This is a genomic window from Microcoleus sp. N9_A1 (assembly GCF_036701795.1).
GTDB lineage: Bacteria > Cyanobacteriota > Cyanobacteriia > Cyanobacteriales > Microcoleaceae > Microcoleus.
On sequence record NZ_JAUBRI010000049.1, the window covers coordinates 1 to 26,637 of the forward strand.

The window sequence follows — 26,637 nt, forward strand, 5'->3', positions numbered from 1 at the left end:
CTTGAGGTGTGATTTTTTAACATTTTACCTGTTTCTAAACTAAGTATAAATACTTACTTCCTTAATGGGATGCTCCCGATTGGCAATTTGAACGGACACCTAAAGGACAAATCATTATTATGTCACCCGTAGGCGAAGTTAACGGCAATCGAGAAGCCTATTTAATTACAGATTTGGGCTTGTGGAACCGTAAAACGCAGCTAGGCAGAGTGTTTAGTTCATCTACAATTTTTCGCTTGCCTAATAATGGCTATCGAGCCCCTGATGCCGCTTGGGTTAGCTTAGAAAGATGCTCTGCTTTAACAGCAGAAGAACAAGAGAAATTTCCGCCAATTTGTCCTGATTTTGTCATAGAATTGCGTTCGCGCCCAGACCCGCTGCGGCCGCTTCAGGAGAAAATGCAGGAGTATCTAAACAGTGGTTTACGCTTGGGTTGGCTGATTAATCCTCTAGACGAAAAAGTGGAGATTTATCGCCCTTCTCGCGAAGTAGAGATTGTACAATTTCCTGTAAGTTTATTGGGAGAAGATGTCTTGCCCGGATTTGTGCTTAATTTGCCGATGATTTGATATTGCATCAAACTTTTTCTGTTTCCAAGTGTATTTTCTTCGGACAAATATCATCATCGTACCAACCCGTCAAAGCCACCGCCAAAGCATCCGCCGCATCGTCCGGTTTCGGAATATAAGCCAACTCTAACTCCCGCGCCACGGCCTCTTGCACTTCGGACTTATCCGCATTACCGCGACCTGTCAAAGCTTGCTTAATTTGAGCCGGCGTAAACTCGAATAGCGGAACTCCACACTGCGCCAATACTAGCGTCAAAACGCCACGCGCTTGGGCTACAAGTATGGTATTTCCCATCTTGTAAAAGAACAGTTTTTCGGCAATTGCAATATCAGGTTTAATCTGTTCAATTACCTCGTGCAAATCGTCGTAAATTGTTTTCAACCGCTGTCCCATTTCCTGTTTTGGCGTTGTTTTTATCACGCCGCAATCAATCATGGAAACGCTGTTTTCATCTTGTTTCCCCGGTACAATTTGACAAGAAATTGCCCCGTAGCCAAGATTTGCTAAGCCCGGATCTAATCCTAAAATTCGTTTTTCCATTGCGAGAATTAGTAATTGGAACTGGGGAAGGAGGCATTAAAAATTTGGGAAATGTTTCCTCACCACCCATTACCAATTACCAATTATTAATTACCCCTCGGTTGTTTCTAGGCCGAATACTCGATCGAACACTTTGGTCACTTTAGAACCCGAATCGATCGATTCTAGCGGGTCTTTCCGCAATCGGTGCCGCAAACACAGGGTCATCACCCGGCGAATATCGTCCACTGTTACCTCTGTGCGACATTCTAGGGCGGTGAAAGCTTTGGCGGCCCGATTTGTGACTAAATCGCCCCGCAGTCCGTCTACGTCCAATTCCGCGCAGACTTGGGAGATTTTTACTCGCAAATCGCGATCGATAGTTACGGATTTTAGCCTTTCCTGAGCTTCCACCAATTTCTCCTGCATATCATCTTGTTCGTGCTGATATTTGCCGAGAAACTCTGAGGGATTTTGGTCAAAACTCGATCGCTGTTCGACAATTTCTACTCTTAAATTCGGGTCTTTCACAGTCCGAATTTCCGCGTGCATCCCGAATCTGTCGAGCAACTGCGGCCGCAATTCTCCTTCTTCTGGATTCCCGGAACCGATGAGAATAAACTTAGCCGGGTGGCGGATCGAGATGCCTTCTCTTTCAACAGTATTCCAACCGCTGGCGGCGGAGTCTAGCAAAACATCGACTAAGTGATCGTCGAGCAAATTGACTTCATCGACGTAAAGAATGCCGCGGTTAGCTTTAGCTAACAGGCCTGGTTCAAAAGCTTTAACTCCTTCGGCCAAAGCTTTCTCGATGTCGATCGTACCGCAAACTCGGTCTTCGGTAGCGCCGAGCGGCAAGTCTACCATTTGGACTTTTTTGCGGGCGATCGGCATTGTACCGTGATGCAAAGTGCGATCGCGCACCTCATCGCTCATAAAATCCGGATCGGTGGGATGACTGTTAAAAGGATCGTCAGCCACCACCTCAATTTCTGGCAGCAAGTCAGCGAGGGCGCGGATTGTGGTAGATTTGCCCGTACCGCGATCGCCCATAATCATCACTCCGCCAATTTTCGGATCGATGACATTCAACAGCAGCGCCAGTTTCATCTCCTCCTGGCCGACAATTGCAGTGAAGGGAAAAACAGCGCGGCGGGCTGCGGTAACGGTTGGCAGAGCGCCCGCATTTACGGTATTGCTGACTTCGGCAGTAGGACTCACAATAAATTCTTTACTCTAATGACAGTCCTCTATTGTGACATACAGGGGTACATTAGTCGATCGACTATTTCTGAGTTCGAGAACGCGCCAACTCTAAAACCTGTTGCTGGCGTTCATTTGAAAAACGTTCAACCGTCGCAGCTAATAGCTCAGATACAGACAACTAATGCCTTTCTTTCGCCTTCCAAACAACTAAAGATTGCTCTGGCGATAGAGTACACAAAGCTATCATTTCGCCGGAGCAATCGCTAAATTCTACCTCGTAAGTTCCATCACAATAACAATCAACAATTGCCCCTCTAATACCTGCTTGCAAATTTGTTTCCGGCAATTTCATATCAAATCCGGTAGCATCGGAATTACAAAATCGAGTCAGATCAAATCCGCGCTTCATCGTTCTGTATTCATCTCTCTCTCTTGTCTTCCTCTGTGTTCTCTGCGCTCTCTGTGGTTAAATCATTCCGATGCAACCGGAAACGATATCACTAATAATTCGACTGCATCAAATAATTCTGGCACGATCGCACTTACCTCGGAACGACTTTCAATTTTACAGCCCCAGACGCTCTCCTTTCTCAGCAACCGGGTTTTGGCAAATACTTCGTTACAGACAGCAGAAACCGCCAAAAACCCGGTTTCTTTGGTATTTATGCGAGAAAGCAAGGGCGATCGGCTCCAAATATAAACTTATGTAACGATTTCCCGGATTTTGCATAAAACCCTCAACTTTCCCCAGATATATCTCTAAGGGCGAATTCAGCCAACTATTTTTCCGGGCTAGTTTGACTGAACTTAACTTTGGGCGATCGGCCCCAAATATAAACTTATGTAACGATTTCCCGGATTTTGCATAAAACCCTCAACTTTCCCCAGATATATCTTTGAGGGCGAATTCAGCCAACTATTTTTCCGGGGTAGTTTGACTGAACTTAACTTTGGGCGATCGACCCCAAATATAAACTTATGTAACGATTTCCCGGATTTTGCATAAAACCCTCAACTTCCTCCAGATATATCTCTAAGGGCGAATTCAACCAACTATTTTTCAGGGGTACCAATGGCTGAACTTAACATCGGGGCATTGACTGACAGCAACAGCTACACAGGTAGCGTTGACACTACAAATATCTACGACCTTTACAAATTTAACATTAACAGTCCGGGAAGCTTCAAATTTGCGATCGACAATTTAAGCGCGAATGCCGACATCGTTTTATTAAACGATAGCGGCGCAACACTTTACAGTTCCACCAACGCGGGAAATGCGGCACAAACAATTAGCGCTGACAGCTTAGTAGCCGGAGACGATCCACTCAAAGTTTTACAAGTCACCGGCGACATCAAATACACGCTGAATTTAGTATCAACTAACACTCAAAAATCATCCGAAGACACTCTCACCGGTGCAAAATCAGACGATCCACTTTCCTCAAACAGCGCCGCCATTTCGGAAAAACGGACTGCTAATAAAGATGTCATTACAGGAGATGCTGCTGATGACAATAATGTCACCGCAGAAGCAACATCAGAAACTCCCGAAAAACCCGTTGCCACAACTTCACCAACAGCTTTAACATCCGAACCAGAAAAACCTGCCACAGCTACTGAACCTGCGGCAGAAGCAACATCAGAAACTCCCGAAAAACCCGTTGCCACAACTTCACTAACAGCTTTAACATCCGAACCAGAAAAACCTGCAGCAGATTCTGAACCTGCGGTTGAAACAACATCAGGAACTCCTGAAAAACCTGTAGCCACAACCTCAGAAACAGCTTTAACATCCGAACCAGAAAAACCTGTAGCAGTGACTGAACCTGCGGCGGAAACAACATCAAAAACTCCCGAAAAACCAGTTACCACAACCTCAGAAACAGCTTTAACATCCGAACCAGAAAAACCTGTCGCAGATTCTGAACCTGCGGTTGAAACAACATCAAAAACTTCCGAAAAACCTGTAGCCACAACCTCAGAAACAGCTTTAACATCCGAACCAGAAAAACCTGTCGCAGATTCTGAACCCGCGGTTGAAGCAACATCAGAAACTCCCGAAAAACCCGTTGCCACAACCTCAGAAACAGCTTTAACATCCGAACCAGAAAAACCTGTCGCAGATTCTGAACCCGCGGTTGAAGCAACATCAGAAACTCCCGAAAAACCCGTTGCCACAACCTCAGAAACAGCTTTAACATCCGAACCAGAAAAACCTGCTGCAGCTACTGAAACTGCGGCGGAAGCAACATCAGAAACTCCCGAAAAACCCGTTACTGGTTCCACAGATGCCAGCAAGCCAGAGGACGAAAAAAATACTGAAACCAACGGTGACGATACCAAAACAGACAATGAAAATACTTCACTTGCGACTGCTGAAACTACAAAGGAACTAGAACCTACTGAGGATAAAAAATTAATTTCTCCCTTTACATCGGGGGTATTTACTGCCGATGCAACTGGTCGAATCAGTGTAGACTACACCTTTGATGGTGGGTCTTTCCAAGGTGAGTTGGCTTTTTTCAGTCTGGACGATTTAGAGAAATTTGAACCGGGTTCGGAAGCATTCATCAAAGAAGTAGCTGCACGTTCTTTAAGTAACTCTGTGAAAGGTCATGTAGTAATTAATGATGCTACAGAAGGTGCGCGTTTTGCTGGTGAGTTAGGAGAAGCTAATGCCAATGAAGGAGTTTACTTAGGAGTCAAGAGTTTTGCGGTAACTTCTGGGGGCAAATATGGGGTGATGTTGGTACCTAACGGTAGTGTCAAGTCTGTGTTCGACAATCCGACTGCTGGCGGTGCCGGGCGTCCTTTGTTTTCTATGGCAATGGCGAATCCTGTGGCGGGATTTCACTTTGGTCAAATTGCCGATGTGACGGGGGAAGGCAATACGTTTGTGATGGAGGATATGCGGTTAGATGGAGGGAGTGACAGGGATTACAATGATATCATTTTTCAAGTGCGGGGTGCGACGGCAAAAACTGCTTTGTTGGATAGTGTGATTAACCCGGATAAAGATTGGCGGACAACAGATTTAGGCAAGGCAGTTATTGCTTATGCGAAACCTTACATTACCCCGGAACCAAAACCAAATGTAGATGCTGAACTATCGGATTTGCTTGATGATTTGGAAAAGGAAGTTCTGCTGCCATCAACTTCAGATAAAGAGACTGAAAACAACCAAGCGCCTGCCACAAATACCGACAAAGATACTACCGATGCAACCAAAGTTGAAACAACCGACAAAGTAGATACCAAGCCTACTGTTCCAGCGGTAACGACTGAGGAAGAAGTCAAAGATACTGAGAATAATTCTGGGGATTCGACTCAAGTTGAGACCAGCGATAAGCTAGATACAAAGCTGTCAGGGACGACAACTTTACCAACTGCTGACAAGGAAACTGCGACGGATTCGACTGAAAATTTACCAGTTGAAAAAACGCCTGTTCCGACTGCGGCAACTGAGGTAGAAGACAAAGTTACTGAAGCGCCGCCGGCGACAACTTTGCCAGATACATCTACTGCTGATACGGAAGTTGCTGCAACGATATCAACTGAGAAAGTAGAAACAGCGCCGGAAGTTTTGCCAGCGGAAATCAAGGTAAAAGAGGAATCGCAGCCGGAAGTTTTACCAGCGGAAATCAAGGTAAAAGAGGAATCGCAGCCGGGAGTTTTGCCAGCGGAAATTAAGGCGAAAGAGGAATCGCAGCCAGCGTTAGTAACTGAGGTAGAGAAAACTGAAACTACTAAAGTTGTTGTAGCCACAAATCCTGTAGAGTTGGCGAAGGAAAGTCAGCCAAAAGCGGCGATTGAGACTAAAGAGACTGCTGAAGTTAAGCCATTTTTGCCGGCGAAAGAGACAAATCTGGAAATTATGCCAGTGACGACTACTAACAAAGGTGAAGAGCTGCAGACGAAGGATATATTTTCTGAGACTGCGGCTGTTAGTGATGTGGTGATTCCCAAAGAGTCGTTGCCGACTTTGCCGATAGTTGAAGAATCAACTGAGGATGATTCTACTACTGCTGAAAATTCCCAGCCATTTGTTGATAGTTTTCCTGCTAGTTCTGAAGTAGATTATTCTCTTTCTGCCAATTTGATAGCGCGATTGGAAAGCATGAAACAAAGTTTGAATAACTTGGGAAGTGCCGACGATCCGGGTGGGAATAGCAGCAACGAGACTTTGATTGCGCGTTTGGAAAGCGTGGTTCAAAGGTTGATGAGTTTTAATGAATCAACGCCTGTTTCGGATAATACAGTGACTTTAGTTTCGCGGTTAGAAGAAACGGTCGATCGACTAATTCAACCCCCCATCCAGCCGCCGTTGCAGTCAATTGATGCGTCACAGTTTGATTTCCCTGCTGAGAATCAGCCGATAATCGGAGTCATTGACACGGGATTTGCGGGCAATAATCCCGATATTGACTACTCGCGAATTACCTGGGGACAAGACAGGGTTGATGGCGATGCTGACCCCAGAATCGAGCCTGGGAAAGGCAACGAACACGGTACTCATGTGTTAGGAATTATTGCCGCTACTCAAAACAACGGTATTGGGATTAACGGTATTAATGAAAAAGCGCCGATTTGGGCTGGAAGGGCGATCGGTTCTGGAAAATGGGCAGAATCTTTGGTTGAATTTGTCAATACTGCTGTTGAGTCGAAGCAACCGAATGCTGTTGTCAACCTGAGTGTAGATTTAACTCAAGTTAATCCCGACGGTAGCGTTACTACTCGCTATGAATTTACGCCGGAGGAAAGAAGTGCGATCGAATATGCGCGCCAGCATAACGTATTGCTGGTAGTTGCGGCTGGTAACGATGGCGGTGTGATGTCAGTTTTGGGTCAAGCTTCGCAGGAATTTGACAACATTATTACTGTCGGTGCGGCGGAACGAATTAATGATGAAATTGCACTTTCTAAAGCTTACGATCGGGCGGATTATTCCAGTTACGGTCGAGGTTTAGATATTTTAGCACCTGGAGGCAGTGTTCAGTATCCAGAGTTATCCACAGTCGGAGATGGCGTTGGGACGATGGCGGGAACATCGGTAGCGACGGCGAAAGTTACTGGTGCTGTTTCTCAAGTTTGGGCGGCGAATCCAAGTTTGAGTTATCGCCAAGTGATTGATATTCTCAAGTCTACGGCGACTGATTTGAAGGAGCCTAATTGGGATGGGGAGACGGGTGCAGGGTTGTTGAATATGGCGGCGGCTTTGGCTTTGGCTGGTGTGACGATAGGGGAAGTTTATCAGCCCACAGCTTTCTTGAAACCTACGACTTGGGGTGGTGAAGGGAAAGTAACGCCTGTAGAACGGGCTGTCAATATTGTTAATGAAAACTTTACTGCTTGGGTGGTGTCATCAAATGGAATTACTCTTCGTAATAGTCCGAATACGAGCGATCGAAGTAATTTGGTTGTCCAGACTGGTGCTACTCTAACTTTTGACGGTTGGACTTACGGCGAACAGCTTAGCGATTTAACCACAGGAAAACCGGATGCTTTGTGGTATCGCTTCCGATATAACGGCGGTACTTATTGGGTGCCGAGTGCTTGGACTGGTGGCTACCCTGGAAGTAAGCCGCCTTTGCAGCAACAGCAAGTGCAACCGCCACCACAGTCTGGAAATAATGGCAACTGGCAGACGGCGATTGATAACGAATATCAGCTAACTAGCGGGTTGGTTGGCAATCCCACCAGCGGGTATTGGGATGCCACGACATCTCCCTACAATACAACTGGGAAAGGCCGGGATTATGAACATGGCACAATTCACTGGACACCTCAGTATGGTGCGGTGGCGCTTTGGCACGATTTGCAACGGGAATATCACGACCTTGGAGGTTCTGGTAGTTGGTTAGGCTTCCCCACTAAGCGCGAATATGACTGGAATGGTGGCAAACGTACCGACTTTGAAGGTGGCTATATTTATTGGGATGGACAGCGAGCAAAAGCTTATCGTCTGAGTGAATTGCCTCCTGGAGTTTCTGTTCCAAATTGGCAGACGGCGATTGATAACGAATATCAGCAAACTAGGTGGTTGCTTGGCAATCCCACTGGCGGTTACAACAATGCCACAACTTCACAGTTTGGCACAACTGGCAAAGTTCGAGATTATGAACATGGCACAATTCACTGGACACCTCAGTATGGTGCGGTGGCGCTTTGGCACGATTTGCAACGGGAATATCACGACCTTGGAGGTTCTGGTAGTTGGTTAGGCTTCCCCACTAAGCGCGAATATGACTGGAATGGTGGCAAACGTACCGACTTTGAAGGTGGCTATATTTATTGGGATGGACAGCGAGCAAAAGCTTACCGTTTAGGAGAGTTACCTCAGACTCAATCGAGCCCCGAACAAGAGATAGCTCAGAAATTTTTGTATGCTGCTAGCCAGTATCCGCAAGTGGGGGCTGCTATTACTGGTGTGCAGGCTCAGGGGGGTGGTGTTTTCCGTCAGGAGTTTGAACGGGCGATTATGGTTTGGAATGGTCAGCAAGTGGTTGTTACTCAGACAAAAGGCTCGACATCTTCGCCAACTTCCCCGTCTCCTACGCCTCAAGCTACTGGCTTACCTAAGAGTGCAGCCACTGCATCTATTCACTTCCGAAAGCAGCCACCTAACAGCGCAGACTGCGGTCCATCAAGTCTCGCAATGACACTTTCAGTATTGGGAGTTACGCCTTCAGATGTCTCTGGTGTCCGAGCCAAGATGCCAGAACTAAACAACAGTCCTTGGACTAACTTTGAGGAAATTCGCGGTGGAATTACGAATCTAGGCAAATCATCGACAGAATTTCGCAATTGGGGGGACTTTGATTCTCATTTGAGTAAGGGGCATCCTTTAGTAATGTTTGGCTTGTCAAGTCCGACCTGGGCTGCACAGTTTCCCGGAGGTCATCCTGGCTCTTATGTTCCGCATTTTATTGCAATTTTGGGTAAGACCAACGATGGAAAGTACATTGTGGGCGATCCTTTGTATAGCAAGCCTGTAGAAATGGATCTAAATCAATTGAAGGCTTTCATCCCGAACTGGACCTATTACTACCCGAACGGTGGTTCTTACAATTTTAATCCTAACCTGCCAGATGCAATTGCAGTTTTTTAGAAGAATCAAACGTCTGATCGCTCTTTTGGAATCAGTCACAAAGTGCGATCGCCCTTTACTCATCTTTCTCAACCAAGGTCGCTCTTTTGGAATCAGTCAAAAGGTCGATCGCCCTTAACTCCTTTTTCTCAACCAAGGTCGATCGCCCTTTTGGAATTAGTCACAAAGTGCGATCGCACTTAACTCATCTTTCTCAACAAAGGTCGATCGCCCTTTTGGAATCAGTCACAAAGTGCGATGCTTGGGAGTGCTGATGGGCGATCGCTATTCCCCAAAAAATGATCGCTTGCCGATTTGCTACGATAAAGTAGAACTATCCTGCAACAAAAGGTCGAATACGATCGTGCAAATCACCCTTAGCCAAGCCCAAACCCAAGTTCTCGAAACCCTCGTCAAACAAGGGCAATACCCCTCTTTAGAAGAAGCGATAAACACCGCCTTACTGTTACTGATTGATGATGTTGCGCTACCCGATGCCGATCGTAGCCCAGAATACTTAGTCTGGGCCGAAGCAACGCGCAAAAAAATTGACATCGCACGGGAACAAGCACAGCGTGGCGAAGTGTTAGAAGCAAACGTGGTGCTAGCTCAACTGAGAGCGAAAGTGCAAAGCGCCAAAGAAGCAGCAGTATGAAACGTTTGGTTATTACGATTGATGCGAGTCGAGATTTATCGGAAATTTCTGATTATTTTCTAGAGCAAAGCATAGATGCAGGCGATCGCTTTGTCGAAGGTTTTGGCAAAAAATGTCAGTATCTCGCCGAGTTTCCGTATTTGGGCCGATCCTACGATCAGTTTGCTCCTGGTTTGCGAGGCATACCGTTGATGGAATACATCATTTTTTACCAAATTGTTGGAGAAGGTATTGAAATTTTGCGAGTAATTAGTGGTTATCGTAATTTGCAGACTGTTTTCAATCAAAACTGATCCAGAGTTTCTCCTCGAAAACTCGCAGATGCACGATAGTGCTGTAAACTCGGCGATCGCCCTTTACCCCTTTTTCTCAAGAAAGATCGATCGCTCTTTTGGAATTAGTCAAAAAGTGTGATCGACCTTAACTCATCTTTCTCAACCAAGGTCGCTCGCCATGAGTGGAATAAGTCAAAACGTGCGATCGCCCTTAACTGCTTTTTCACGGGCGAAGGTCGATCGCTCTTTTGGAATAAGTCAAAAAGTGCGATCGCTCTTTTGGGGATATGGAAATGGCGATCGCTCATTAGGGTTGTGAGTGCGATCGACCTTTTCAAATAAACTCTATATGGTTCTGCATATCCGACGGTTCAAGTACCTCCCAAATCAGAATCAAACCGCGCACAATTTCACCAAGTGAACGGCTGTTTTGGTGACAGTAAACAATACCGCAATGCTCTAAACCCCGCTGATGAATTGCCAAAAAATCGTCATCCTGGGTAAAGATTACTCGTTCTTGAGAAATTGCAAAAGCTAATTGTTCTTCATCAGCAGCACCTAAAAGTCCTGCTTCCGGTGTAGTCGTAACATCAATACCGCGCCTTCTCAAAGCTTCTGCGATCGCCCGTTCGACTTGTTCATCACAATGAAATCGGATCTTTTCCAAGATTCTGCCCTCTCAATTTCTGCTGCACCTTGGAAGGAGTTTTAGCTTGCAATTCCCGCACAAAAGCATCACTATCTCGAATCTGTTGTCGAATTTCGTCAAGATGGTCGTGGTAATAAGTCAAGGCTGCGTATACATCTGCTAAATTAATTGTGGGATACCGCGACACAATTTCATCAGGAGACATTCCCATCTTTTCGTGCCAAATTACAACATCTTGAACCCTAATTCGATGTCCGGCTATACGTGGTTTACCGCCACAAATACCCGGAGTAATTTCAATATGTTCTTGGATTACCGATGGCATAGGCATCTGAGTCATGATTTTTTATCGCACAATGCGGAATTAGTTCCTATTTTAACAACAACCAAGGTGGTATAGATAGCGATCGCCCTTCCTGAGTCAACTTTTCCAGACTCAAATCCGATCTTTGTAAAGTTTTCTGAAGATTAGGCCGCGTTCTGTATAAAACTAGCGCCTTCTTCCAGATAGATAAGTCACGGTTGGTTTTTGAGTGCGACGGTCGATCGCCATGAGTGGAATGAGTCACAAAGTGCGATCGCCCTTTACCCCTTTTTCTCAACAAAGGTCGAGATCCCTTTTGGAATCAGTCAAAAAGTGCGATCGCCCTTAACTCATCTTTGTCAAACAAGGTCGATCGCCATGAGTGGAATTAGTCACAAAGTGCGATCGCTCAGAAGAATCGGGCATTATTTCTCAGCGAGCAACATGATGAATAGATTCAATATATCGCTCGATTTCCTCATCCGTGCAACTAATGCCATTCTGCCAAAGTTCATATTCACTAATATCGATATCTTCATTCCAAACCAGTCCATAACCACCCGGTTCAATTCTAAAATTCCTGAAAAACCCAGGATTGCGTAAGGTCGCAAACATCGGATTTTCTAATAACTTAGAAATGTCGTATTTTTTCACTTCTAGATTTGTAAACTTAACTATCAAGGTGCGACCGTCAATAGCTTGAGCAGAAACAATGCGCTCAGATTTCATAAAAAAAATCCCAGTTATTTTAATGGTGGAAGTTTACTAAATTCTTGGCTGTTCCACATATCCAGCAGTTCTTTCTGGTACAATGTAGCCCATTCTATTACCAGCTTTTGAACCCGATTCGGTAAGTCTCCTTCAATAATCTCTGGCATACTCAATACCGATTAAAGCATTGTACTCACCGTAAACTGCGTGAAAATGAGGAGGTGGATGATCCCCAAAGAAAATTTTGATGATTATTCCCTAAAATCGTGCAACTTCTGGCATAAAGGTTCTTTAAATAATGATACGAGGACTATTATAGCCGAGCTAATGACACAATGACAGTCGAGATCCCTTTTGGAATTAGTCACAAAGTGCGAGATCCCTTTAGTCCTTTTTCTCAACTAAAGTCGATCGCCCTCTTTCGATCGCTCCCAACACTACATGATTTCGTAAAGTTTTATGATAATTAAGCCGCGTTTCGCACAAAACTAGCCGATCGCACCTGATAGATCGATGACGGTTCACCTCAAAAGTGCGATCGTCTGCGAAAAAAATGCTTGCGGGCGACGGTATTGACCAATAACCAATAACCAACAACCAACAACCAACAACCAACAACCAATAACCAATAACTAATAACCCACAACTACCACTGCGGCTCAGAAGCCATCAAAGCAGTAGCAGCCTCGCTCGGTAAAGGCTTAGCAAAAAAATAACCTTGACCGTATTCGCAGCCGATCGCCCTCAACCTAGCTAATTGTGCCGCCGTCTCCACACCCTCAGCAATCACATCCATACCCAAAGCGTGAGCCAGCGCCACAATCGTCCGCACGATCGCCACATTCTCCCCCTCGCTTTCGATCTCCATCCGCCCCACAAACGACTTATCAACCTTCAAAGTATCCGTAGGAAACCGACTCAAATAACTCAACGACGAATAACCAGTGCCAAAATCATCAATTCCCAACTTGACATTTAACGCTTTCATCTGCTTCAAAACCCCGATCGCCGACTCCACATCCTCCATCACCACACTCTCAGTAATCTCCAACTTCAAACTCTCGGCACTCAAACCCGTTGTTTCCAAAATCACCTTCAGGCGATCGACCAAATCCGGCTGAGCAAACTGCTTCCCAGATAAATTTACACTCATAATCAAAGGTCGATCGAAATCAAACATTCCCTCCCAAAGCCCCAACTGCCGGCAAGCCTCCTCCAACACCCACTCACCCAGCGGCACAATTGCCCCCGTTTCCTCAGCCACCGGAATAAACTTCATGGGCCCAATCAAACCCCGCAGCGGGTGTTGCCAACGCACCAAAGCCTCAAAGCCAATAATCCTACCGCTTGCCAAAGATACAAACGGCTGATAGTGCAGCAAAAACTCCTGACGCTTGAGGGCCATCCGCAAATCAGTTTCCAACTGCAACCTCTCCACCGCCAAAGCGTGCATCGAAGCATTAAACACCTGATACCTTCCCGTTCCCAAAGCCTTCGCCCGGTACATCGCCGTGTGGGCATCCCGTAGCAAGTGTTCCGGCTGTTCCCTGACAGTAGCAGCGGGTTCGCCCCCCAGGGCAATCCCGATGCTCGCAGTCACAAACACCTCCTGCCCCTTCAACTCAAAAGGCACAATTAAAGCTTGGTGAATGCGAGCGGCCAAATCCACAGCACTGTCAACATCAATATTCCTCACCAAAATCGCAAAATCGTCGCCCCCCACCCGCGCCACAGTATCCCCGGGGCCAATAATCGCCCTCAACCGCAGCACCACCGACATCAGCAGTTCATCCCCCACCAAATGACCCAAAGAATCATTAATCACCTTAAACCTGTCTAAATCCAGAAACAGCACCGCAAACAGATAGCTGCGGCGGCCCCTAGTATTGGCGATCGCCCGCCCCAGGCAATCCACGAACAAATCCCGGTTGGGCAAACCCGTCAGAGAATCGTGAAAAGCATCGTAAAGCTTCCTGTAAGCACTGACACCCACACCAGTCACCACCAAACCCAAAGTCGGCGACACTAACGGTACCCACCCACCCCCAGTAAAAATCCCATAACTAATCCCCAACAGCCCCATCAATGCAGCACCCCCAGCCAATCCCGCCCTCACAGGGTGCACAATACGCCAAGCCAAAACCCCGCCAATCACCGCCCAAGCACCGTTCCACAAAATTTCCGCCCATTCCGGCCACACCCAAAACAGCGATCGCCCATCCAAAACCGCACTCAATATTTGGCTGAGCATTTGCGCGTGCAGCAACACCCCCGGCATTTTCGGACTTTGCTTTTTAACCGGGCTGTAAGGCGTCAAAAACAAATCTCTGGTACTCGGTGCCGTCGTCCCGATCAACACAATCTTGTCCTTAACCCAGCTTGGTTCAATTTCCCCCTTCAATACCTGCCTGATACTGACTTGTCGCGCCACATCCTTACCAGAACGGTATTTGAGCAGAATTTGGTAGCCTTTGGCATCGAGATTTGCATAGCCGCCACTGTTAGAAGTTAAAGGCACAAATTCTGCCTTTCCCCAGTTGATTTGGTGGGGATGAACAGGGCTATTTTCCGGCTGCACTCTGTCTTTGAGATACAACAAAGCCACTTGCACAGAAAACGAGAAAGCAGTATTCTTCTGTGCTTGCGAGACTGAGAGCAAATTGCGGCGTACAACGCCATCAGGATCGAGCACGAAGTCGTTAAAACCGACCCGATCGGGCGGTATCCCCGGAGGCGCAGGCACTCCCTCACTTTCTGAATCCCTCAATTTATAAATCGCCACCACATTCGGTGCTTTCAGCCCGGCCAGCAATTCTTCGTGTCCCGGCGCTTGAGGCAAATCCCGGTACAAATCCAAACCGATGACTTTTGGCTGATACTTTTGCAGTTTTGCCAAGGTTTGAGCGATCGTCTTGTCGGAAATCGGAAATCTCCCCAAAGCTTGAATATCGGCTTCAGAAATTTCCACTACCAGCAGCCGCGGATCGGGGCCGGAATCTGGCTGCAAGCGCACTAACGAGTCAAAACTCCCCAACTCCCAGCTTTGCAGGCCTCCCAACTGCCGAACTCCCATATTCAGCAGCGTTACAGTCGCGCCCACAAGCATTGCAGGCAAAATCCTGACCCGTCGGTTTTGAGAACTCAGGTTGAGGCCAGTTGCCACAGACATGACATATCGAAGATTTCGAGAGAATTTGGCAGTCACAGAAAAAATATGTCGGTGCAAATTAGCTTTGCACAAGTCTGTTCTTACAGAATTGAGCTTAATATGAGATTGAATGTAATTTTTTCAGAACTTGTGCCACAACCGAGTTTCTTTAAGCTAATTACTCGATTTGGCAAAGTATTTCTCGAATGGGAACCGGGTTTTTGAAGATTTGCCGACAAATCCTGTCTTTCATTCCTTGTTTCCCCAAATTCGCACAAGCGTTAAAATTTAGTCGATCGAACTTTCAGGATATTTTTGAGATTATGGCGAATCAACTTCCGATTCCGGTGATTGTTAACGGTGCTGCAGGCAAAATGGGCCGCGAAGTAATTAAGGCGATCGCCCATGCTAGTGACATGACCTTATTTGGGGCTGTAGACCGCTCTCCTGAGTGCCTCAACGCCGATGCCGGGGAATTAGCCGGATGCGGCCCGTTAGAAGTTCCCATCACTGACGACTTGCAAGGAATGCTGGTATTAGCAGCTCAGGAAAAGCAGTTAGGGGTGATGGTAGATTTTACGCACCCTTCGTCAGTTTATGAAAACGTGCGATCGGCTATAGCTTACGGCATTCGCCCGGTAGTCGGCACTACTGGCTTGAGCAGCAAGCAAATTGAAAACTTAGCTGAATTTGCTGACAAAGCCAGCATCGGCTGTTTGATCATACCCAATTTCTCGATCGGCATGGTTTTGCTCCAACAAGCCGCCGTCACGGCATCTCAGTATTTTGAACACGTAGAAATTATCGAGCTGCACCACAATCAAAAAGCCGACGCTCCCAGCGGCACGGCGATTCAAACTGCCCAAATGTTAGCAGAAATGGGAAAAACTTTCAATCTGCCAGAAGTTGAGGAAAGCGAAAAATTAGCCGGAGCGCGGGGATCTGTGGCGGATGAAGGGATTCGCATTCACAGCATCCGTTTACCCGGTTTAATTGCCCACCAAGAGGTAATTTTTGGCGGCGCCGGTCAAGTTTATACTTTACGACACGATACGAGCGATCGGGCTTGTTATATGCCCGGAGTTTTGTTATCAGTGCGAAAAGTCATAGAATTGCGATCGCTCGTTTACGGATTAGAAAAAATCCTGTAATTAGCGATCAGTTGACAGTTGTCAGTTGATAGTTGTTATTAGTTTCAACAATCGCCTTAAACCTTTGATTAATCTCGCTGATTGCCAAGTCTAGATCCCCCTAAATCCCCCTTAAGAAGGGGGACTTTGATCAGAATCTTGTCCCCCCATTCTTAAGGGGGATTTAGGGGGATCGAGTTATTGTAGGGTGCGTCAGGGCAGAATGTTTTGACAACAGACTAACAACTTTCCCCCTGACGCACCCTACGGTTGATTAGCTTCTTCCCTCTTCCTTCTTCCTTCTTCCCTCTTCCGACTTCCATCGGACTTCCATCCGTTACATCCGTTACATCCGTTACATAATCCGTTGCCGAACTTCCCTCTTCCTTCTTCCTTCTTCCCTCTTCCGACTTCCATCCGTTACATCCGTTACATCCGTTACATCCGTTACATCCGTTACATCCGTTACATCCGTTGCCGAACTTCCCTCTTCCTTCTTCCTTCCTCCTATGCTAATTCCCCTAACCCAAGAAACCTTCAAAGAACTAATTCCCGCCGTCGCCACGGGAGCGCAATACAAATATATCTGGGGAAAACCGCCCGATTTTTTGAGGCGAATGTTAATCTCTGCAGTCAGCGTAGTTTTCCTCCTGGTAGTTTACAACTTCGTCGGTTCCGATGTCGGGCCGCTAGTTTTAATCACCGGATTGATAGCTGGTTTGTACTGGCTGTGGGGGCCAATTTTGTGGGCAAGTTTGCGGAATGCAGAATGCCGCAAACATAAATATTGTGGTTTTTGGCAAGGGCGAGTTTTGGATATTTATATCACAGATGAAATCACCAGTCAAGAAGAAACAGTCAATCAAAAAGGACAACTCGTAATAGTAGACAACCTAGAACCGCGCATCAACCTAGAAATAGGCGACAAAACCGGATTTACTACCACATTGCGAGCACCCCTGCGAAAAGATCACCAGGGAATTGTCCCCGGCCAAGCAGCATTAATGTTAATCATGTCAGATATAGAAGACTTAGGCAGAATCGCCAAAGTTTCCGACATTTACATTCCCAGCCGCGACGTGTGGGTAAGCGATTATCCTTATTTACGCAGAGATTTGTTTGTAGAAATGAGCCAGCAAATCAAAAAAGGTAGACAGAAAAAAGGGCGGGATACAAACAATCAAAGCAGAGATGTAAAAAGACGAACCGCCGATTATTAAACAACAATTTCTCCATCCCCAGAAACCCACCCATAAACCGGGTTTTTACTCCGAAAACCTGTAGTCTCTCTCGCTGATAGCCGAGGCCAGATTCCCCTAAATCCCCCTTAAGAAGCAGGGTGGATTAATTGTCAACGCAATAATGTATCATAGAAGAGGCAATCAGATATTACCATCGGGTAAGACTATCACTATAGGACAAAGAATTAATGAATTTATTAGAAGCGATTAAATTAGTTCCAGACCATCGAAAAAACCGAGGAATTAGACATCCACTCTGGCTGATGCTCACAATAATTTTGTTGGGTAGTTGCACGGGATATTGGGGGTATAAGCCCTTGGTAGAATTTACAAAAAATCATCGAAAAAACCCTCATAAAATTATTGGCTCTCCCGCCTGATATTCGCTTTCCATCAGATTCAACGTTTAGAAATATAATTCAAGCATGAGATTTTGAGATTTTAGCAGTTCTTTTTAATGTGTGGTGTAAACAAACATTGTCAATAGACGAAGGAGAATGGATGGCAATGGACGGAAAAGGCATTAAAAGTACCTTAACAGGTGGCAACAGCTCTTACCAAAACTTTGTCACTATGGTTTCCGTTTATAGTCATCATCATGGATGGGTAGTGAGACATCAAGTTATGGAAAACAAACAGAAAAGTGAAGTCGAAGTCGTACAGGATATCGTTCAAGAACTCTCCGGTAATAAAGTAGTAATTACCCTCGATGCACTACATTGTCAAAAAAAAACGCTAGCGTTAATTATTAATTGTGGCAATGACTATATAGTTACGCTCAAAAAGAATCAATTAAATCTGTTTAAAGCGGCTAAGAAATTAGTGAGTTCTGCCGTGGCGACTGACGAATACGAAGTCTCTGAATGTGTACATGGGCGAACCACAACTCGCCACACCAAGATTGATCCAATTCCACCTCAATTATTACCCCTTTGGAGGAGTGCAAAACACATAATTGTGGTCAGGAGATCTGGAACCAGATGGGAGGGAAAAAAAAGTCGTCGTCACCTGATTAATTTCGATGAAGTACACTATTATTTAAGTAGTCGGGATTGGTCTGCGAGTCAATTTGCCGAGGCTATTCGTGGCACTGGTTAATTGAGAATCGACTGCATTGGGTTAAAGATGTGACGTTAAACGAGGATAACGATATTCGTCGCGGTGGCAATGCACCTGCTAATTGGGCAATGGTCAGGCAATTTTTAGTGTCATTGGCTCGAATGAAAGGTACTCATACTTTTCCTGAAGCTTTAAGATTAATGGCTAATCAAATAGAAGATTTGAGTGAGTTGCTTTTTGATTTATCTGGTCAAGATAAACCTGTTAAATGCCTCGCATAAAGTTGGTCAATAGCCTTCATAGCCTTGATTTCGCCTCTCGACAATTAATCCACCCTGCTTAAAACGCAAATCTGCTGCAATTGCCGATCGCACTATAAATTACAAAAAAACCAATTCCTGTAGGGGCCGTGCCAAAAATGCCCGCCCCGATTCATGTATAGCAACCGCCACATCGGTGAGGACATAAATAACTTCATGAATAGAGCCGATAGCCGTACTGCATCAATGATTTGATTCCCGTTATGCAACTGTCAACTGTCAACTGTCAACTGTCAACTGCTATAACAAACCGCATCAACTGTTCCCCTCTTGGCCATAAGCCTGCCAAGCCAAATCCACCAAACCGTTAACAATAGCCACAGCCACCACCGCAGAGCCCTTGCGGCCCTCAATCCGAATGTGAGGAATCATCGAATCGTGCAGCCGCGACTTAGCCACGTCAACCCCCACAAACCCAGAAGGAGTCCCAATTACCAAAGCCGGCCGAATTTCCTCAGATTCAATCAAATCTACGATCGCCGACAAAGCAGTTTGAGCCTGGCCCACAACAAAAATCCCTTCAGGATAGCGTTTTGCCAAAGTTTCAATCCCCCAAGCCGCCCGCGTCCTTTCCTTTTGAGGGCGCGTCAAAGCCTCCATCGAACAGTAAACCGGATTCGCAAAGGTACTTTGGATTAGGGGCGTAATGCCCACCTGCACCATCGGCACATCTACCACGATCGTAGTCCGAGCAGCCAAAGCTGCCGCCCCAGCCTGCAAAGCCTGATCGGAAAAACTAATTAAAGACTTGTACTCAAAATCAGCAGTCGCATAAATCACGCGGCGGACTATTTCGTACTCCGCCGCTGAAAAACCGTGGTCGCCAATTTCGTTATCGATTAATCCCAGACTCTGGGCATCGCTTACGTGCCATTCCATTTGTTGGATAGCTGTCGCCTGTGAGTTGTCAGGTATCAGCTTACCAGCTTTTAGTCATTCGTTGACTGTTGAGTAAAATCTGCTTTCCTGCCAACTGCCAACTGATATCGTTTCCGGTTGCATCGGAATAATAAAATCGAGTCAACAGTTAACACTCAACCATTCAGTTTTTCGATCCCTCCTTCTACAGTCAACAGCGATGCCCGCTCGCGAAGTCGAAGGGTCAACAGTCAACAGTCAACAGTCAACAGTCAACAGTCAACAGTCAACAATCATGTATGAGTGCAACCGGAATTGATATGACAACTAAGTTTCCGACGACGAAGAAGATTTGCCCAACACCGGAGTCAGGAATGCCACCAAAGCTCCGATCGCAAAACCGGCCACATTCCGAACCACAGGCAACCAGTCAGAAGTCCGAGTCACCACCGGCCCCAGTCCGAAAGCGAAAAACAGAATGCCCCACAGCGGCGAAAAAATCAGCGCCCACTGCCAAGCCACAACCTGTCCCGGCTTCCGAGGCTGAGCCGCAAACCCGCAGATGACGCCGCCAACCACCGACGTAATTAACGTCAGAATCCACTGTTCCCTGGGCAAACCGGGAACCACGCGGCATCCGCCCTGACGCAAACAGCCTTCTATCGACTCCAAAGATTCAATAATCGCTCGATCTTCCCCATTGTCCCGCACAAAAAATTGATTACCGTAGCGGGTTTGCAGTTCCACCCAAAAAGTGCGTGGCAGCAGCGGATACAGCGAGTCGCCCACATTAAAATTGAGCAAATTGCCTCCTCGGGGGTCAGCAACTAGCAACACACTCTTGTTATCTAGCCCCCAATAACTTTTGACAGCCAAACCGGGCGTGCGATCGTACTGAGTCAGCACTCGCAGTTTCCAGCCGGTTTCGGCTTCAAATGCCTTTAAATTTTTTGCCAAATTTTGTTCTTCAATATCCGTAAGGGCTTTAGCTAAGTCAATGATCGGCGTCTGAGTTGAAGGCAACAAATCGGGATTATTGAAAGCGTGGGCCGCAGGTGCGATCGTCCACACAGACAAAGCCAGAAAAAATGCGGCAACAGAGGCTAGAAATTTTCGCGGGAAAAGCTGTGACATAGGAACTTATAATCCGGGTCTTAATTGTGAATGCTAGCTGGCGGTCTTAACCAGAGGATAAGAGAAAACTCATATTTCTTTACAATTATTTACTTTACAGGAAGCCGAGAGCAAGGGGAAGAGTTCAAGCAAGGAAAGTTTTGAACAGTCAACCGTCAACAGTCAACCGTCAACAGTCAAATGACTAAAATTGAGATTTTGCCCCAACCCCCTCACAGAGACGCCGATCGCGATCACTCACATTAGGATTAGTTCTCAGATAATCTCCCACCCAGTCACAGCCCCTCACCAGCAAATCGTCAAGATCCAAATTCCACAAAATCACCCGATTATCCCGGCCCGCAGAAGCCAGAACCTTCCCATCCGGGCTAAAACTCACACTCATCACACTATCCTTGTGACCCGTCAAAGTTTTCAGCAAAGTCCCGCTGCGACTCCACAGCTTCACCTTATGGTCATAACTGCCCGAAGCAACCAACAAACCATCCGGGCTAAAACCCACGCTAGTCACGCTGTCGCTAGAACCCTTCAGCAGCGTCGCCACCAAAGTCCCGTCTACCTTCCACAATTTCACCGAATTGTCGTAACCAGCCGAAGCCAGCATTTTGCCATCAGGGCTAAAAGCAACCCCCAACACAAAACTGTTGTGAGCTCCTTCAAAAGTTCTTAGCAAACGACCATCCCGATTCCAGAGTTTGAGAGTACCATCATCACTTGCAGAAGCCAGCATCGAGCCGTCGGGACTGAAAGTCACCCCAGTCACCCAGCCTGTGTGTCCCGTCAAAGTCTTAATCAGCCTGCCGTTTCTAGTCCAGAGTTTCACAGTCTTATCCTTGCTCGCCGAAGCCAGAACTTCGCTGTCGGGGCTAAAACTCACGCTCATCACGCTGTCGGCGTGGCCGTCGAGAGTGAACAGCACAGAAGGCGAACACGGAAACAGCGGAGCCGAAGGACAAGGAAGAATATTACTCATCCCCTCCTCTTTCAGACTCCAGACTTTCACCGTTTTGTCGTAACTCCCAGAAGCAAGTAGCTGGCCGTCGGGGCTGAAACTGACGCTGGCGACTCTCTGAGTGTGTCCTTCCAAGGTTTCCAGCAAAACCCCCGTGCGGCTCCAGAGTTTGATAGTTTTGTCCGTAGAAGCAGAAGCCAGCCTTTGGCCGTCGGGGCTGAAAGTAACGCTTTGCACCCGGTTTTGGTGTCCGTCGAGGGTTTTGAGCGGCACGTCATCGAGCCGCCACAGCCTGACAGTTTTGTCAAAACTTGCCGAAGCCAAGGTTTTGCCTTCCGGGCTAAAACTCACCTGAGTAACTCGATCGGCGTGTCCCTCAAAAGTTCTCAGTAAGCGACTTTCTGGTTTAATGTTGCTAGCATCGGTTGGGCGTTTGTCGCCAACACCAGCAAGACTCCAGAGTTTGACAGTCCCGTCTGCACTTCCAGAAGCAAGTGTTTGACCGTCGGGGGAGAAACTGACACCAAATACCCATTTGCTGTGTCCCCGCAAAGTTGTTAGCAGTTCGCCCTTATTTGCTTGTGTTGAATTTTCTGTTGCTGGGTGTTTTAGTGCAGCGATGCTCCAGATTTTCACCGTTTTGTCTTCACCCGCACTGGCGATCGTTTCACCATCGGGGGAGAAACTGACGGTGTAAATTTTCGAGGGTTGTCTGTTTTCGCTATGCCATAAATTAGCGATTAACCGGCCGTCAGAACTCCACAGTTTCACAGTACCGTCATCGCTCGCCACAGCGACTATTTGGCCGTCGCGGCTGAAGCTGAGCCAATTTACGGGAGCAAATTGTTCGATCGTTCGCAGCAGCGTGCCGTCGGTTTTCCAAAGTTTGATAGTTTTGTCTGTAGATCCACTGGCGATCGTTTGACCGTCAGGGCTAAAAGCAACGCTGGTAACACTATTAGTATGCCCGTTGAAAGTTGCCAGCAAACTGCCATCTGTTTGCCAAATTTTGACAGTTTTATCTAAACTTGCCGAGGCTATGATTTTGTTGGCGGGACTGAACGCGACAGAGGAGACGCTGTTAGTGTGACCCTTGAAAGTTGCCAACAAACTGCCGTCGCGCTGCCAAAGTTTGACGGTTTTATCTACACTGGAAGAAGCTATTGTTTCGCCGTCTGGACTGAAGCTAAGACCCCAAACTACATCGCCGTGTCCTTCCAAGCGGTTGCGTTCTTTGACTCCATAAACTGCCTGCTGGAGGGCAGCAGAAATCAGAATTTCGGTGTCTTTGAGAGTGTACATTTGTTGGGAGTGTTCGATCTGTTTCCACTTTTTACCAGCTCTCAAACTTTCCATCATGGCGTCAAATTTGTTGTTTGAGAAATAAAGTGCTTCCGAAGCTGCAGTCAGGGTACTGATTTCGGCTCGCTGAGTTTGAGCGACAGCTAGCTGTTTTTGACCCACAGCCCGCCACCAAAAATTTACGGCGGCGATGGTGGAACTGGTTAGCAGCATGACGCCGATCACTGCTAATCCCAGCAGTTGCTTGAGAAAAGTATTGGCTCGGTAGAGCTGTGCTTGACTCATTTTTTTGTCCGCTTCTGCTTTGTGTAGTCTGGCTTCTAAGCCGAATCTTTGGCGGATCGGTCGCACTAAATAGTCGTGTACCAATTGATAGCGGTCTTCTGGGGCTTCCCGCAGCAGAAATAGCAAACCGTGACCGACTAAAATGTCTAAAATTAAGTCGAGGTTGTCGGTTTTCTTTTGTCGGCTTTCTGGGTCTTTTGCGAACTGTCGCTGTAGGGAAATTCGGTTTCTGCCGATCGCCAATAATTCTTTTTCGCCCGCATCTGCTGGCTGTTGGCCTGTCACTAACGAGAGTTCGTGTTTTGTTTTTATCAGGCGAACGCCTCTTTCATCTGTCAGGGAAAACAAGATTTTCCACGCTGCATCTTCGTTAACCAGACCGCAGTCAGAGATGACTCCTTCGAGCGATCTTTTCACTAATTCCGCTTTGGGATTGTCCCCCAATTGCTGGTATTGTGCTAGACTGGTAATACCTTCTTCTTGCAGTTGCGCTCCCACTACCTGCAATTCGATTGGTCGCACTTCTTGCAGTTCGTCTGCTAAATCTTCTACGAAGGCATCGATCAGTGCCGGCTCTAAATAAAATTCCGCCCGTTCTGTTAAGTGTCCGATGACAGCCCGCGCGTCTTTGATAGAAAAACTCCGCAGTTGGTAGCGGATGCTTTTGTCGAGAATATTATTGTTAATAGCGTCAAGATTTGGGAAGCGATCGCAATCCAGTAAGTAGTGTAAATAATCTTCGCGCAAGCACAGAATTATCTTGACGTAAGGCAGGTTCAAAAACAAGCGCAAAAAGTTATAAAAAAGTTGTCTTTGTGCCACCGAAGTCGAAACAAAGAAAAACTCTTCAAATTGATCGAAAATCAGCACAGTCAACAAATTATTTGTGGCATTTTCGCGCAACTGCTCTATAATAAAAGAGGAGATTTCCGAGCTGCGAGCGGGGATAACCGAGCAACTTTTTTTGTGAATTCCCTGTACTCCTTTGGAGATTAATTTCCTTTCCTCTTCGGCTTGTTTGTCGTACAGCGCGCCGTTCAAAGCATTTTCTAACTCCACCAACCAGTCGGTGTAAACTTTGACTACTACGGGCAATGTATCGCGCGCGCCCGGAGTAATATTTTTCAAAGCTGGTACTAAGCCGGCATTGACTAGAGAACTTTTCCCGACACCGCTGGGCCCGTGAATAATAGTTAATTTATGGTCGTCCCTGCTAATTCTTTCTAGCAAGTTATTGATGTCTGTTTGGCGCGAGTAAGCTGTCATGGACGCTGCGATGGCGGCTTGATTTTGAGCTGAGGGGCCCGAAGGATTGACGGCTTGTCGCTGCTGCTGCAATTGGCTGGCTCCGATAAAAGCCCTAAATCCGTATTGATATTCGATCGAACGCTGGGTTTTTTTAATCCGAAATGCTTTAAGATACTCTCCCTGCTCGAAATAAACCGCTTGCAATTCCGTCAAAATATCGATGTAAAGTCGGGGGTCGTACTTCGGCTCGCTTTGAGATTGAGCCAACTCCAAAGAATGAACCGCTGCTTCCCACTGCCCTAGCTGTCGCAAACTTCGGGCTAAAAGTAAAAGATACGAACTCCTGTCGGATTTGGGATGTTGGATTTTAGATTTGGGATCGTTACTTGACTCGTTAGTACCTACAAATTCTGGGTAATTTCCTTCAAACCCCAATCTCAAATCTTCAATCAGCAATCTCAAATCATTAGGCGTTTGATCCAAAATCGCCAAAGCCAACTCGGCTAGCTGGCGGGCTTGACTCCACCTCGACTGTTGCAGGGCAACTTCAGCCAAAAAGCCGTAATCTTGAGCTAGTTGGCTGGGAGTACCGTAAGTGAAGTGCAACTGCAAAGAATTTTCAGCTAATGCTTGCAACTCTCCCCAAGCTTTCAAGCGCTGCAGCACTTGTCCCAGGTGTGCTGTCACCTCAGCTACCAATTCCGGGCGTGAGGCAAGGGAGAAAGCGTTTCTAGATTGTTCCAGGCTAATCCAAGCTTGTTCCCAGTGTTGGCGGTTGGCTACCGGGTTTCTGGCTGCTTGCAAGCGGTGACACAGGGCTATGTGAAACAGCACTATGCCTTCTCTCTCTAAAAATAAAATTTTGGGGACAGGATTCGACAAGGAGGAGAAGGTTTCTGGGTTTTCGGAATGTTCCAAGTTTGCCAGTTCCCAGTTGCCCGTTTTCTGCTGCCAAAATATTAAGCTTTCTTGGTAGTGAATTAAGGCTGTTTCGGTTTGGTCGCTGACATAGTAATCTCGACCGAGAACGAATTGCAGGCTGGCTTTGAGGGCGGGTTCTAATTCTTGACCGCGATTTTGTAAATCTCTTAAAGCTAATTCTAGTTCTCGGCGTGGCAAAGAGCCGATCGCCAAATCGAAGGTATTGCCCGGACTCAAGGGCGAATAGGAGTGGACATCTGATAGTCGTCGGTTTTGGGGCCCTGAGTTAACAGTTAGAAAGCGTTCTCCAGGGCTGATTTCGCGCTCTAGGTCGCGTTTTTCGCACGGGGTTTCGCAGGTCTCACCATTAGCGATGGTGCTGAAGTTGCTGCTAGCGAGTTCTTGATTGAGTTCGCCTATTTTAAATATAGTATCGGCCCGCCTAGCGAGGAAATTAATTAATTCGTCAACGCCCATTTCAAATTTAATTGTGGCGGCGGCCCAACTTTTGAAATCCGGGGCCAGACGAATCATTTTGGTCACGATGTCATCTGTTACCCACAAAATCACTGGGCAGGAAAAATTCTTGCGAAATTCGTCTCGCACTTGATTGGTAGAGGCCATCAGTTCGTCGATCGCTACTACTGTTTCTAAACCGAATACCATCAAAGCCGAGGCGGCACCGACAGGCGAGTACCCCTCCTGGAAAGTGCTTGCCTGCAGAGTAGTGTAAAGGGTTTTGACTGAAGCTGGCAGGACGATATCTTGAATTGGAACTGGGGACACTTCTCGCAGCCGCTGCGCTATTTGCTGCCGCAACTGCTCGTAGTTGCAGCGCACCAAAATTAGCGAGAATTGGTGTTGAGACATTGTGATTGACCTGACCAGAGTTTTGAGCGAGCGCTCGTTGTAGTTGGCAGTTTCTTGTACCTTAATTAGATCGGTCATGCGTGCACCTCTTTTGCATTAATCAATTACCTAACGCTCGCCAATCGTGACTGAAAGCGTATCTACTTAGACATAGCCGTCTCTGTCTGACGCTTTATCTCTGTATAAATAC

The 26,637-nt window shown here is 46.7% G+C and carries 26 protein-coding genes and 1 pseudogene; 11 read left to right on the forward strand and 16 right to left on the reverse strand.

The window, feature by feature from the left end; genetic code table 11:
- Positions 1-77: 77 nt before the first annotated feature.
- Positions 78-569, forward strand: a pseudogene (locus tag QUA58_RS20940) (Uma2 family endonuclease); the annotation flags it as partial.
- Positions 570-576: 7 nt separating this feature from the next.
- Here the strand turns inward: QUA58_RS20940 and ruvC are convergent.
- From ruvC to QUA58_RS20960, 4 genes are all read right to left on the reverse strand, one after another.
- On the reverse strand, positions 577-1,110 hold the full coding sequence (gene ruvC, locus QUA58_RS20945) for a crossover junction endodeoxyribonuclease RuvC (protein ID WP_333395731.1): 534 nt from the start codon (positions 1,108-1,110) through the stop codon (positions 577-579).
- Between the two features lie 90 nt (positions 1,111-1,200).
- Complete coding sequence (gene bchI, locus QUA58_RS20950) at positions 1,201-2,310, reverse strand: magnesium chelatase ATPase subunit I (RefSeq protein ID WP_445301891.1); 1,110 nt, start codon at positions 2,308-2,310, stop codon at positions 1,201-1,203.
- Between the two features lie 163 nt (positions 2,311-2,473).
- Complete coding sequence (locus tag QUA58_RS20955) at positions 2,474-2,704, reverse strand: DUF4926 domain-containing protein (RefSeq protein ID WP_333395734.1); 231 nt, start codon at positions 2,702-2,704, stop codon at positions 2,474-2,476.
- Positions 2,705-2,766: 62 nt separating this feature from the next.
- A complete protein-coding gene (locus QUA58_RS20960; RefSeq protein ID WP_333395736.1) occupies positions 2,767-2,973 on the reverse strand; it encodes a hypothetical protein in 207 nt (68 codons plus the stop codon).
- Between the two features lie 394 nt (positions 2,974-3,367).
- Between QUA58_RS20960 and QUA58_RS20965 the strand changes: the two genes are divergently transcribed.
- The 5 genes from QUA58_RS20965 to QUA58_RS20985 all read left to right on the forward strand — a co-directional run bounded on the left by QUA58_RS20965 (position 3,368) and on the right by QUA58_RS20985 (position 10,634).
- Entirely contained in the window at positions 3,368-9,406 is a 6,039-nt protein-coding gene (locus tag QUA58_RS20965; RefSeq protein ID WP_333395738.1) for a S8 family serine peptidase, read from the forward strand.
- 86 nt (positions 9,407-9,492) lie between these two features.
- Positions 9,493-9,660 (forward strand): hypothetical protein, encoded by a 168-nt coding sequence (locus QUA58_RS20970; RefSeq protein ID WP_333395739.1) that lies wholly within the window; start codon positions 9,493-9,495, stop codon positions 9,658-9,660.
- Entirely contained in the window at positions 9,639-10,040 is a 402-nt protein-coding gene (locus QUA58_RS20975) for a hypothetical protein (protein ID WP_333395742.1), read from the forward strand. The genes QUA58_RS20970 and QUA58_RS20975 overlap by 22 nt, the downstream gene beginning before the upstream one ends.
- Entirely contained in the window at positions 10,037-10,333 is a 297-nt protein-coding gene (locus QUA58_RS20980) for a type II toxin-antitoxin system RelE/ParE family toxin (protein ID WP_333395744.1), read from the forward strand. The genes QUA58_RS20975 and QUA58_RS20980 overlap by 4 nt, the downstream gene beginning before the upstream one ends.
- A gap of 160 nt (positions 10,334-10,493) precedes the next feature.
- On the forward strand, positions 10,494-10,634 hold the full coding sequence (locus tag QUA58_RS20985; RefSeq protein WP_333395746.1) for a hypothetical protein: 141 nt from the start codon (positions 10,494-10,496) through the stop codon (positions 10,632-10,634).
- A gap of 15 nt (positions 10,635-10,649) precedes the next feature.
- Here QUA58_RS20985 and QUA58_RS20990 read toward each other — a convergent pair whose 3' ends face one another.
- From QUA58_RS20990 to QUA58_RS21015, 8 genes are all read right to left on the reverse strand, one after another.
- Complete coding sequence (locus QUA58_RS20990) at positions 10,650-10,982, reverse strand: DUF5615 family PIN-like protein (protein WP_228056686.1); 333 nt, start codon at positions 10,980-10,982, stop codon at positions 10,650-10,652.
- The gene (locus QUA58_RS20995) at positions 10,957-11,304 is read right to left on the reverse strand and encodes a DUF433 domain-containing protein (protein ID WP_333249779.1); all 348 of its coding nucleotides are present in this window, start codon (positions 11,302-11,304) and stop codon (positions 10,957-10,959) included. The genes QUA58_RS20990 and QUA58_RS20995 overlap by 26 nt, the downstream gene beginning before the upstream one ends.
- Positions 11,305-11,335: 31 nt before the next feature.
- A complete protein-coding gene (locus tag QUA58_RS21000) occupies positions 11,336-11,533 on the reverse strand; it encodes a hypothetical protein (protein ID WP_333309625.1) in 198 nt (65 codons plus the stop codon).
- A gap of 167 nt (positions 11,534-11,700) precedes the next feature.
- Positions 11,701-11,997, reverse strand: a complete 297-nt coding sequence (locus QUA58_RS21005; RefSeq protein ID WP_333249784.1) for a DUF2442 domain-containing protein — start codon at positions 11,995-11,997, stop codon at positions 11,701-11,703.
- A gap of 14 nt (positions 11,998-12,011) precedes the next feature.
- Positions 12,012-12,146: a DUF4160 domain-containing protein gene (locus QUA58_RS21010; protein WP_333249786.1), complete on the reverse strand. Its 135-nt coding sequence runs from the start codon at positions 12,144-12,146 to the stop codon at positions 12,012-12,014.
- Positions 12,130-12,234, reverse strand: a complete 105-nt coding sequence (locus tag QUA58_RS31600; protein WP_445243649.1) for a DUF4160 domain-containing protein — start codon at positions 12,232-12,234, stop codon at positions 12,130-12,132. The genes QUA58_RS21010 and QUA58_RS31600 overlap by 17 nt, the downstream gene beginning before the upstream one ends.
- Before the next feature lie 129 nt (positions 12,235-12,363).
- Positions 12,364-12,642: a hypothetical protein gene (locus QUA58_RS31605; protein WP_445243650.1), complete on the reverse strand. Its 279-nt coding sequence runs from the start codon at positions 12,640-12,642 to the stop codon at positions 12,364-12,366.
- Entirely contained in the window at positions 12,626-15,148 is a 2,523-nt protein-coding gene (locus QUA58_RS21015) for an EAL domain-containing protein (protein WP_333395750.1), read from the reverse strand. The genes QUA58_RS31605 and QUA58_RS21015 overlap by 17 nt, the downstream gene beginning before the upstream one ends.
- A 302-nt stretch (positions 15,149-15,450) precedes the next feature.
- Between QUA58_RS21015 and dapB the strand changes: the two genes are divergently transcribed.
- Positions 15,451-16,278 carry a 4-hydroxy-tetrahydrodipicolinate reductase gene (dapB, locus tag QUA58_RS21020; RefSeq protein WP_333395751.1) on the forward strand — a complete coding sequence of 276 codons (828 nt, stop codon included), beginning with the start codon at positions 15,451-15,453 and terminating at the stop codon, positions 16,276-16,278.
- A gap of 334 nt (positions 16,279-16,612) precedes the next feature.
- Here the strand turns inward: dapB and QUA58_RS21025 are convergent, their stop codons facing one another.
- Positions 16,613-16,837, reverse strand: a complete 225-nt coding sequence (locus QUA58_RS21025) for a hypothetical protein (RefSeq protein ID WP_333395787.1) — start codon at positions 16,835-16,837, stop codon at positions 16,613-16,615.
- Between QUA58_RS21025 and QUA58_RS21030 the strand changes: the two genes are divergently transcribed.
- The 4 genes from QUA58_RS21030 (at position 16,767) to QUA58_RS21040 (ending at position 18,838) form a co-directional block, all read left to right on the forward strand.
- Entirely contained in the window at positions 16,767-17,477 is a 711-nt protein-coding gene (locus tag QUA58_RS21030; RefSeq protein WP_333249792.1) for a phosphate ABC transporter permease, read from the forward strand. The two genes, QUA58_RS21025 and QUA58_RS21030, sit on opposite strands and share 71 nt — an antisense overlap.
- 209 nt (positions 17,478-17,686) lie before the next feature.
- Positions 17,687-17,878, forward strand: coding sequence for a transposase family protein (locus QUA58_RS31610; protein ID WP_445243647.1), 192 nt, complete (start codon positions 17,687-17,689; stop codon positions 17,876-17,878).
- Positions 17,879-17,936: 58 nt separating this feature from the next.
- Entirely contained in the window at positions 17,937-18,596 is a 660-nt protein-coding gene (locus QUA58_RS21035) for an ISAs1 family transposase (RefSeq protein WP_333395783.1), read from the forward strand.
- A gap of 29 nt (positions 18,597-18,625) precedes the next feature.
- Complete coding sequence (locus tag QUA58_RS21040; RefSeq protein ID WP_333249794.1) at positions 18,626-18,838, forward strand: hypothetical protein; 213 nt, start codon at positions 18,626-18,628, stop codon at positions 18,836-18,838.
- 294 nt (positions 18,839-19,132) lie between these two features.
- On the opposite strand, the gene QUA58_RS21045 is transcribed toward QUA58_RS21040, so the two are convergent.
- The 3 genes from QUA58_RS21045 to QUA58_RS21055 form a co-directional block, all read right to left on the reverse strand.
- Entirely contained in the window at positions 19,133-19,756 is a 624-nt protein-coding gene (locus QUA58_RS21045; protein ID WP_333122874.1) for a precorrin-8X methylmutase, read from the reverse strand.
- Between the two features lie 306 nt (positions 19,757-20,062).
- Positions 20,063-20,869 carry a TPM domain-containing protein gene (locus tag QUA58_RS21050; protein WP_333249795.1) on the reverse strand — a complete coding sequence of 269 codons (807 nt, stop codon included), beginning with the start codon at positions 20,867-20,869 and terminating at the stop codon, positions 20,063-20,065.
- 184 nt (positions 20,870-21,053) lie between these two features.
- On the reverse strand, positions 21,054-26,525 hold the full coding sequence (locus QUA58_RS21055; RefSeq protein ID WP_333249798.1) for a WD40 domain-containing protein: 5,472 nt from the start codon (positions 26,523-26,525) through the stop codon (positions 21,054-21,056).
- Positions 26,526-26,637: the final 112 nt, after the last annotated feature.

Bases quoted from the DNA above. Each gene is read 5' to 3' on its own strand.
- ruvC (WP_333395731.1), bottom strand. From the start codon at position 1,110: ATGGAAAAACGAATTTTAGGATTAGATCCGGGCTTAGCAAATCTTGGC.
- QUA58_RS20955 (WP_333395734.1), bottom strand. From the start codon at position 2,704: ATGAAGCGCGGATTTGATCTGACTCGATTTTGTAATTCCGATGCTACC.
- QUA58_RS20965 (WP_333395738.1), top strand. From the start codon at position 3,368: ATGGCTGAACTTAACATCGGGGCATTGACTGACAGCAACAGCTACACA.
- QUA58_RS20980 (WP_333395744.1), top strand. From the start codon at position 10,037: ATGAAACGTTTGGTTATTACGATTGATGCGAGTCGAGATTTATCGGAA.
- QUA58_RS20985 (WP_333395746.1), top strand. From the start codon at position 10,494: ATGAGTGGAATAAGTCAAAACGTGCGATCGCCCTTAACTGCTTTTTCA.
- QUA58_RS20995 (WP_333249779.1), bottom strand. From the start codon at position 11,304: ATGACTCAGATGCCTATGCCATCGGTAATCCAAGAACATATTGAAATT.
- QUA58_RS21005 (WP_333249784.1), bottom strand. From the start codon at position 11,997: ATGAAATCTGAGCGCATTGTTTCTGCTCAAGCTATTGACGGTCGCACC.
- QUA58_RS21010 (WP_333249786.1), bottom strand. From the start codon at position 12,146: ATGCCAGAGATTATTGAAGGAGACTTACCGAATCGGGTTCAAAAGCTG.
- QUA58_RS21015 (WP_333395750.1), bottom strand. From the start codon at position 15,148: ATGTCTGTGGCAACTGGCCTCAACCTGAGTTCTCAAAACCGACGGGTC.
- dapB (WP_333395751.1), top strand. From the start codon at position 15,451: ATGGCGAATCAACTTCCGATTCCGGTGATTGTTAACGGTGCTGCAGGC.
- QUA58_RS21030 (WP_333249792.1), top strand. From the start codon at position 16,767: ATGCTAATTCCCCTAACCCAAGAAACCTTCAAAGAACTAATTCCCGCC.
- QUA58_RS31610 (WP_445243647.1), top strand. From the start codon at position 17,687: ATGAATTTATTAGAAGCGATTAAATTAGTTCCAGACCATCGAAAAAAC.
- QUA58_RS21045 (WP_333122874.1), bottom strand. From the start codon at position 19,756: ATGGAATGGCACGTAAGCGATGCCCAGAGTCTGGGATTAATCGATAAC.
- QUA58_RS21050 (WP_333249795.1), bottom strand. From the start codon at position 20,869: ATGTCACAGCTTTTCCCGCGAAAATTTCTAGCCTCTGTTGCCGCATTT.
- QUA58_RS21055 (WP_333249798.1), bottom strand. From the start codon at position 26,525: ATGACCGATCTAATTAAGGTACAAGAAACTGCCAACTACAACGAGCGC.